The organism is Streptococcus nakanonensis (assembly GCF_059738785.1).
Map to the genome: position 1 here is coordinate 1577007 of NZ_AP027139.1, position 8233 is coordinate 1585239.

General features: G+C 40.3%; 4 protein-coding genes. All 4 read right to left on the bottom strand.

Going from position 1 to position 8233, the window contains the following annotated elements:
* Positions 1-366: 366 nt before the first annotated feature.
* The 4 genes from AC6I9F_RS07625 to AC6I9F_RS07640 all read right to left on the bottom strand — a co-directional run bounded on the left by AC6I9F_RS07625 (position 367) and on the right by AC6I9F_RS07640 (position 8086).
* Positions 367-4395, bottom strand: a complete 4029-nt coding sequence (locus tag AC6I9F_RS07625; protein ID WP_498021462.1) for a hypothetical protein — start codon at positions 4393-4395, stop codon at positions 367-369.
* A 322-nt stretch (positions 4396-4717) separates the two neighbouring features.
* Positions 4718-6097 (bottom strand): ABC transporter permease subunit Vex3, encoded by a 1380-nt coding sequence (gene vex3, locus AC6I9F_RS07630; protein WP_164227009.1) that lies wholly within the window; start codon positions 6095-6097, stop codon positions 4718-4720.
* Positions 6098-6148: 51 nt separating this feature from the next.
* Complete coding sequence (gene vex2 / locus AC6I9F_RS07635) at positions 6149-6796, bottom strand: ABC transporter ATP-binding subunit Vex2 (protein WP_049512209.1); 648 nt, start codon at positions 6794-6796, stop codon at positions 6149-6151.
* 12 nt (positions 6797-6808) lie between these two features.
* Positions 6809-8086, bottom strand: coding sequence for an ABC transporter permease (locus tag AC6I9F_RS07640; RefSeq protein WP_498021465.1), 1278 nt, complete (start codon positions 8084-8086; stop codon positions 6809-6811).
* Positions 8087-8233: the final 147 nt, after the last annotated feature.

Consider the following 8233-nt stretch of genomic DNA (forward strand, 5'->3'; position numbering starts at 1 on the left):
CTTTAACTGCTCTCTATTTTTTATTTTTCTTAGAATAATACTCAATGAAAATCAAAGAGCAAACTAGGAAGCTAGCCGCAGGTTGCTCAAAGCACTATTTGAGGTTGCAGATAAGACTGATGAAGTCAGCTCAAAACACGGTTTTGAGGTTGTGGATAAGACTGACGAAGTCAGTTACCTATACCTATGATATCTACGGAAAGGTAAAGCTGGCGTAGTTTGAAGAGATTTTCGAAGAGTATAAATACCTACTCTATTTATTATAATCTCTTATTGGCATTTTGTCTTTAAGAAACTTGCTACTAGATAAAACAAAGAGAGCCTATCGCTCTCTCTGCTCATATTTCACTCCCTATGGAATGAAAATTATTTAGCTGCTTTTGAAAATGTTACAACGTAGTTATAATCTTTCCCATTAGCTTGATAGACATAGTCCTCTTTGAAAGTATAGCCACGTTCACGTAGTTTATCTTTCATAGCATCAACTTGAGTCTTGACAGCTTCTTTCACCTGTTCGTTAGTTGAACCAGCTGCGACTTCAAGAGGGGTTCCATTGATATCTCCTAGAAAACCTGCAATATCCTTCATTTTATCAAAGTTATAAAATACATTTACTTTGACCTTTTGAGGAGCTGGCTGTTCTAGACTTCTACGATTTCTACTAGCGCGTGGTTGAACTGCTGGAGCCATTCTGAAACCTGTGGTTCCTACTGGCTGTGTTTTGGATTCTTTTGTGAATTCTACAACATAATCATAGCTATCTCCACCCTCAACGATTTGATCCAAGTCTGTTGTGGACTTAACTGTAAAGCCTTGTTTTTTCAGTTTCTCAATTTGTGCTTTTGTTTTTTCTACAACAGCTTTTTTAATATCTTCTTTAGTTGCATTACCTGGTAAAGTTAAAAGATTATTTTCTCCTACTTCACCTAATGCTCCAGCTATATCTTTAAGAGCTGTTAAATTATAGTAGATATTTATTTTTTTAGTTTTATTAGATAAATCTCTTTTTACAACTTTTTTAGCTCTAACTTGAACTTTTGGTGCAATTCTGAATGTTGATGTCCCTTGAGTTTCTTTTGAAAATACTACTATATAGTTATAATTTTTCACTTGCGTATTTTCTTCAAAAATTATCTCATTCTTAACATTGTAACCGTGTTTTTTCAAATCAGCTATTTTCGCATCTATTTTTGCTTTTACCAGTTGTTTAGCTTGTTCTTCTGTGGCATTGTTTGGAATTTTTACTGTATTATTTTCCCCTGGATCAGCGAAAAAACCATTTATATCTGGCATCCCAGCAAAATTATAACTAATATTTACTGTACCCTCTTGTTCTCCTGCTGCACGAGCTACTCTTCTTGCTCTTGGTTGATATGAAGGAGCATTTCTGAAACTTGTATTTTCTGTTGTTGGCTGAGTAGTTTCTGAGTTTTCTGTTGTAGTTGCGTTTGCTGAAGTCGCTGGCTGTGTAGCTTCTGTTCCTGCTTCTGGTTGCGTTACTCCTGAAGATACTTCTCCTGAACCATGCCCTATTACCGTACTTCCATTATCAATTGTAGTTCCATCATTACGTCCATTTGATAAGCCATCCTTGTTATAGTTAGGAGATGTAATTTCCTCACCAGGAACTTCTAAAGCGAGAATCTCATTCTGATATTTATCTGTAATCTCTGATGCAGTTTCATCATCTGGCGCTGCTTGGATTTCTGCAATAGCCTTTGTTTTCAACTCTTCTAATTTCGCTTTAAAAGAAGTTTTATCAGATTCATCTGCAACTTTTTCAATCGCAGCTAATTTATCAGCATAAATAGAGTCAATATTTGTCAAATTTTCTTTCTTAGCTTCCTCTAATGCTGTATTCAACTCTTTTTCTTCCTCCGTTGCAGCTGCTGATTCTGTTTCTTTCGATGTTTCTGTTCCAGCTGGTTGTGTAACTGTTGTATCTCCAGCCGAATCTTCTGCTTTCGGAGCTGAAATTCCAGGTTGTTCTGTAGTTTCATCATTTGAAGGAGTAGCGTCTGTTGATGGATTATTTGAAGGGACATTGTCCGTTACTGGAGTTGATTCTGCTTCTTTTGTTTCTGAAGATTCTTCTACTGGTTGACCTTGATTTCCTGAAGTTGTAGCCTCTGACTCTTCAACTTTCGGAGTTTCTGCTTTCTGTTCAGATTCTACATTAGCTCCGTCTGTTTCTTCAGTTCCATTTACTACTTCTTCTCTTTTTGCTTTATCAGAAGTTGATGTTGTTGATTCTGAGTTTCCGTCTCCAGTTGAGGCTTCAGCATTTTGTGAATTTGTTTCTTCTTTATTGCCTTCTGTTACTGAATGTGATGACTCTGAATCGCTTGAATCATTTGTAGCATCTACAGATGGAGTAGTTGAAGTTTCTGACGTTACTTCTGGAGTTTTTTGCTCAGCTTCTTCTGTTTCATCAGAAGTCAACGTTGAAGGAGTTGAATTGCCATCCTCATTTGACTCACTTGTAGATGATACTGAATCTCCAGCTGGTTTGGCAACCTCTGAATCTGGCTCTGTTGATTCTGCTCCCTCATTCGATACTTCTGGAGCTGATGGTTGTTCCTCTACTTTCGGTTCTTTTTCAGATTTACCTTCTTCTCTAGCTGGTTGTGTAGCTGGCGACCCACCTTCAGAAACAGTTGATGGTTCTGTTGAATCCCCTGATTGCTCATCAGCTTCTTTCTCTTCTTTTCCTTCATCTCCTGCTGTTGTTCCCACTTCTTTTGGAGCTGGTTGTTCTTCTTTATTTTCCGAAGTTGTACCCTCTACCACTGGTGTTTCTGAAACTTCTGCTTTCGGAGCTGAACTTCCTGATTGTTCTGTAGTTTCATCATTTGAAGGAGTAGCGTCTGTTACCTTAGTGGATCCACCTGAATCAGTACTAGTTGTAGCACCTGTTGATGGATTATTTGATGTTTCGACGTTACCTTCTTCTCCTGCTGGCGCTGTCTCCTCAACTTTCGGAGTTACTCCTTCTGTTCCTTCAGCTCCATTTGCCGCTGATTCTGTTGAAGCTGGTGCTGATTCCACAGTTGCAGATGTTCCTGGTTCTGCTTTTGCTTCTTTTTCTGTTACTTCTGGTGTTGTTTCTGAAGCTTCTCCTGTTCCCTCTGGAGTTACGTCTGAAGTTCCTTCTTCTGCTGTTGCACCTGGTGTAGTTCCTTCTGTTTCATCTTCTTTAGGTGTTGTTTCTGCTGAAGTTCCTGAAGCTTCTGTTGATTCTGTTGGAGCTTCTACTTTTGGTTCAGTTGGTTTCGCTGCCTCTGGCTCTGTTACTTCAGCTTCCTTTGCTACTTCTTCTGTTGAAGATGGTGTTTCTGGTTTTGATGGTGCTGGGGTTTCTTCTGCTGGTTGATCTTGTTCTCCTGAAGTGCCTTCCTCTACCACTGGCGCTGGTTCTGTTGGTTCAGCTGACGCCTCTGGTTGTTCAACTTTCGGCGCTTCTATTTTTCCTTCAGTTGCATCTTCTTTAGGTGTTGGAGTAGTTGGCGCTTCTACTTTCGGAGTTGGAGTTTCTGCGTTTGGTTCAGCTGGTTTCGCTACCTCTGACTCTGTTACTTCTGGTTCCGGTGCTTCTGTTGCACCTGGTTGTTCTTCTTTATTTTCCGGAGTTGTCGGTGCTTCTGTTTTTGGTTCAGATGATTCTGTTGGCTCTTCCACTTTTGTCGCTGGAGTCGCTGGCTTCTCTTCTTTCGGCGCTGGTGTTACCACCTCTGGTGCTGTTTCTTTTGGTGCTACTGGAGCTTCTGTTTCTTCTTTAACTTCTGGGCTTGTCACAGCTGGTGCTTCTGAGGCAGGCTTTTCACCTAATTCTTCTGCTCTTTCCACTACTGGTGCTGATACAGGCTGATAGACTGGGCTATAGTTCACAGTCATTTTTTCAACTTTCTCAGTGACATCTGTTAATTCAAAGGTAACAGCTTTTGTTTCCTGATCTTTCTTGAGCAAGACTTCGTAAGTGCGAACTTCGCCACTTGCACCACTTTCTTTGATGACAATCTTGTGTTTTGTGACTGTATCTGAAACCGTTTCAGCTTCGGTAAAGTACAATTCATTGTGTGGTAAGAATAAATTCTTGCCTGAAGCTTGATTCATTTCTTGGAGTACATCTACAGGGATATTGCTTGCTTCGCTGATAACACTTAATGTATCTCCCCACTTAATGACATACTTAAATAAATCACCTTCTTTTTGAAGGTCAGCTTTCACTTCCTCAACTGTTCTGGCTACCCAAACACCATCTTGTTCACTGGCTGATACAGTTGGAGCTAAAAAGCCTAGCCCCAGTAGAATCACACCTGTCGCAACGATTGCACCAGTTCTCAATTTTCTAAAACCACGGAGGGACAAGCTTCCTCTAACATTTGTTTGTCTCATAATGTTTATTTTTCCTCACTATTCTATATTTTCCAAAGTAGACCTTGCCTAGGTCTACTAGCCTATGTTTGCGATATGGATAGGCTTCTACAGATTTATCTATCTATTTTCAAGATAAGATTTCTATAGACTTTTATGCACAATTACATATATAAGTTATGAAACCCCTTTCTAATAAATTCCATAACTTTAGTATATCATATTTAAGTACTAAAGTCCAAAGAAAGCAACTGAAAGCAATGATTGTTACCATTGCTTTCTGCTTCATGTATCATTTTAAAACTTTCAGTTGCTAGCCTCATTTTTCAATCTAGCATCAGTATTATTCACCATCGAGCAAGAGCTCTTTTGGTTGTTTTCTGAGGAGATTGCTTGATGCAAGTGCCATAACGAGAACCACTAGAACTAAAGCAAGGACAAAGACGATGATAAAGTCTGATGTCTGAATGGAAATATCTAGGCTTGACAAGGTCTTGTTAAAGCCATCTACTTCTGCACCACCACCAAGGTTAGAGGCTTGAGCCGCCTTGCTAGCCTGTTTGGCAACACCTGAAGTCACATTGGCAAGGACAGTGTTTCCAATTGCACGAGCTGTGTAGTTGGCTAGGAAATATGATGCAACAAGAGCTGGGATAGCAATCAAAATCGATTCAGTGATGAATTGACCCAAGATACTTGCCTGCTTGAGACCGATAGAGAGGAGAATTCCCACTTCCTTGCGACGGGCGTTGATCCAAAGACTGAGCAAGAGGGCAAGGAGAAGAACTGAGAAGCTCAAGCTACCCCAGAAGAGGAGGTTGGCCATCTTGTACATACCAGAGATGGATTGCTCAAGAGCTGGGTAGTTAGAGGAGCTCTTCACAAGTGTGTAGCTCTTCCAGTTGATACCGCTGATGCCACTCAACTCTTTCATAACATCATCCAAGTTCTTATCCGCTGTTACAAAGAAGGTTGCGTCCCCATAAATAGCTGTGTCTTCTGTATAACCATATAGTTTAGCAGCAGTATGGATGTCTGTGATGGCTGTATTTTCGTAAAGCTCTTGTGAGTAAGTTACTGCTGACTTATTATGACCATCAAAGAGTCCCTTGATTGTCACTTGGACTGTTTCCTTGGCTCCTTTTTCATTATCGGCATCGTAGATATTGGAGTCTAGTTTGACCTTATCCCCGACTTTCCAGCCGTGTTTGGCTGCCAAGTCCTTGTGCAGGAGAATCTTGTCTTTGTCATCGTTTGTTAGGTGCTCACCTTCGACCAGCTTATAAGAACCAGAGACAAACTTGTCTTCTTTAGAGGAGTCATTGACACCTGTAATCATCAAGCTACTTCCAAAATGTTTAGCACGGTCAGGTGTCAGATTTTTCTTGGTTTCTGGAGTTTCAATGAGGTCATATCCAGTCAAATCTCCGATAGCATTGATGCGTTTCACATAAGACTCAATGGCCTTGTTTTCAGTGATTTTTTTGATGTCTTCACCCTTAATATTCCCAGCACCACGTGGCGTCCCTTGATTAACGCGACGATTGATTTGCATGGAGAAGCTGTTGGTGATATTTTTAAAGGTCTCCTGAGAAGCTTTGGCAGTAGCTCCCTTGATCGACAAGCCGACCAAACTCAAGCTCGCCATAAGGAGAATAATCAGGAAGATGACAATCGATTTGAAAAACTTCCTTGTAACATAGGCAAATGCGTTGTGTAACATAGGTTCCCTTTCTAAATGTTGTTTTAATCATTCTATCAAAATAAGCTCATATTATTTCGTCGTATTGCGAGTTTCAGTCAGTTTCTTGTCCTTCAACTCAAGTGTAATATCTGACGCTTGTGCCACTTCTTTGCTGTGAGTTACGACGATGACACATTTACCTGTTTTCTGGGCAAGTGATTTGAGCAGTTCGACAATATCTCCAGCAGTTTTAGGATCCAGATTTCCCGTTGGTTCATCAGCAAGAATAACTGGAGCTTCTGAGACCAAACTACGAGCAATGGCAACACGTTGTTGTTGACCACCTGATAACTGGAGAACATTCCGCTTGATCTGACTTTCATCCAAACCAAGCTCAAGCAGTGTATCCTTGCTTGCTTTTTTGTTGACCAAGCGGATATTTTCCAGTGGAGAAAGATAATCTATCAAGTTATAATTTTGAAAGACCAGGGAAATATGGTGCATGCGATGGTAGGAATAACCCTTCTTACGAATGTCCTCTCCTTGGAAAAGGATAGAACCTTCAACAGGACTATCTAGACCAGCCAGTAGGGACAAGAGAGTGGATTTCCCCGCTCCTGACTCCCCAATAATACTGTAAAATTTCCCGGGTTCAAAATGATAATTGATCTGATATAAAACTGCCTCAGCAGTGTTCTTATAACGGTAGGTAAGGTCTTGTAATTGTAATAAAGTCATGATTTCTCCTTCTTAACTAATAGATGATAAAATTTCTTTCGGCGATTTTCTAAATAAGAATAGGAAACAAAGGGCTACAGATAAGCAACTAAGCAGAACTAGAAAAACATAGGATTCTGCAAAAGATAGGATGCTGGTTGATAAACTGCTTGCTTTGGATAGCGTGTCTTGTAGGGTTGTCTGATCTCCACTTGCGAGTAGTGTTTGGAGTAGGTAAGATGTGATGGCGTTTCCTGCAACAAATGCTGGAAGCAAGGCACCGAGAGATACCAAAACTACCTCTAAACAGAATTGTAGGAAGATCGAGCTCTTACCTTTTCCAAGTGCTAGAAGGATTCCCACTTCGTAGACCCTTTCTCTCAACCAGAGAGACAAGACCAAAATCAAAGCTCCTGCTCCTGCTATCAACATTCCATAAAGGAAGATGGTTAGGAAAGTTTGGAAGGTAGCAACGGAGTCTTTGATTTGTTCAAAGGCCTTATTTTCCTTCTCTACTTGGTAACCTTGATTTTCCAAAGCCAAGTTTTCCACTTGCTTGATGAGTCCATCCATTTCCTTAGGATTTTCTACATAAAAGCGCGCTGCAGTGACTTGTGGTTCACTATTCCCCAAAAGGCTTTGGCTACTTTCATAGTCTGTAAAGACCTGGTTTTCACTGAAGTCGGAAGACAAGCCTGTGAATTTCTCTTGTTTTTTACCAGAAAAGATGCCGACAATCTCAAATTCTACTGTTTGTCCTTTACCAGATTCTGACTGTCCAGCATCCAAGCTAATCTTGTCATGAAGCGAAAGACCATTCTTCTTAGCCAACTCTTCGTGGATCAAGATTTTCTTGGAATCCCCTTTTTGAAGGTGTCGACCTTCTTTTAGATTGAAAGCTGAACTGGTAAAGGTCACATCCTTGGATGAATCCTCAAGAGCCGTTAAGCTAACCAAGTTCTTGTCCGCTACTGACAAATCATCACGTTCTACGCTCTGCTCGCCACTCACTGCTTCCTTGTCTTTTAATTTTGCGACCGTCTCGAGTTCAGGAGAGACATTTTCCAGTCCCTTAATCTTGTTCACAGCCACTAATTCCGACAACTTGAAGGTCTGCCCATTTTCTATCTTCTTAATAGAAAAAGATGTATTGAGTGATTTGTAAAGATTGGTTTCCACTGTTTTGTTGGACTTCATCAGAGTCAAACAGGCTGAAATTCCGGCCAATAGGACCAATAAAATCAGAAATAAAATAAAACTTCTCAGTCGCTTTCTGCTGACATAAGCCCAAGCTCTTTGGATTGGATTCATTTGTCACCTCCATATTTGTAAGACTATTATAAAACCCAAATATGAAATGTTTATGAAATACAAAAAAAATATCAAAAAGAGCAACGGCTTTCACCGTTGCTCTTTCGAGTACTATTCTAGCTAGTTTCCGACTAGTCTAAGCTTAAC

Excerpts from the sequence above, each read along its gene's own strand:
- AC6I9F_RS07625 (WP_498021462.1), bottom strand. The coding sequence starts at position 4,395 with ATGAGACAAACAAATGTTAGAGGAAGCTTGTCCCTCCGTGGTTTTAGA.
- vex3 (WP_164227009.1), bottom strand. The coding sequence starts at position 6,097 with ATGTTACACAACGCATTTGCCTATGTTACAAGGAAGTTTTTCAAATCG.
- vex2 (WP_049512209.1), bottom strand. The coding sequence starts at position 6,796 with ATGACTTTATTACAATTACAAGACCTTACCTACCGTTATAAGAACACT.
- AC6I9F_RS07640 (WP_498021465.1), bottom strand. The coding sequence starts at position 8,086 with ATGAATCCAATCCAAAGAGCTTGGGCTTATGTCAGCAGAAAGCGACTG.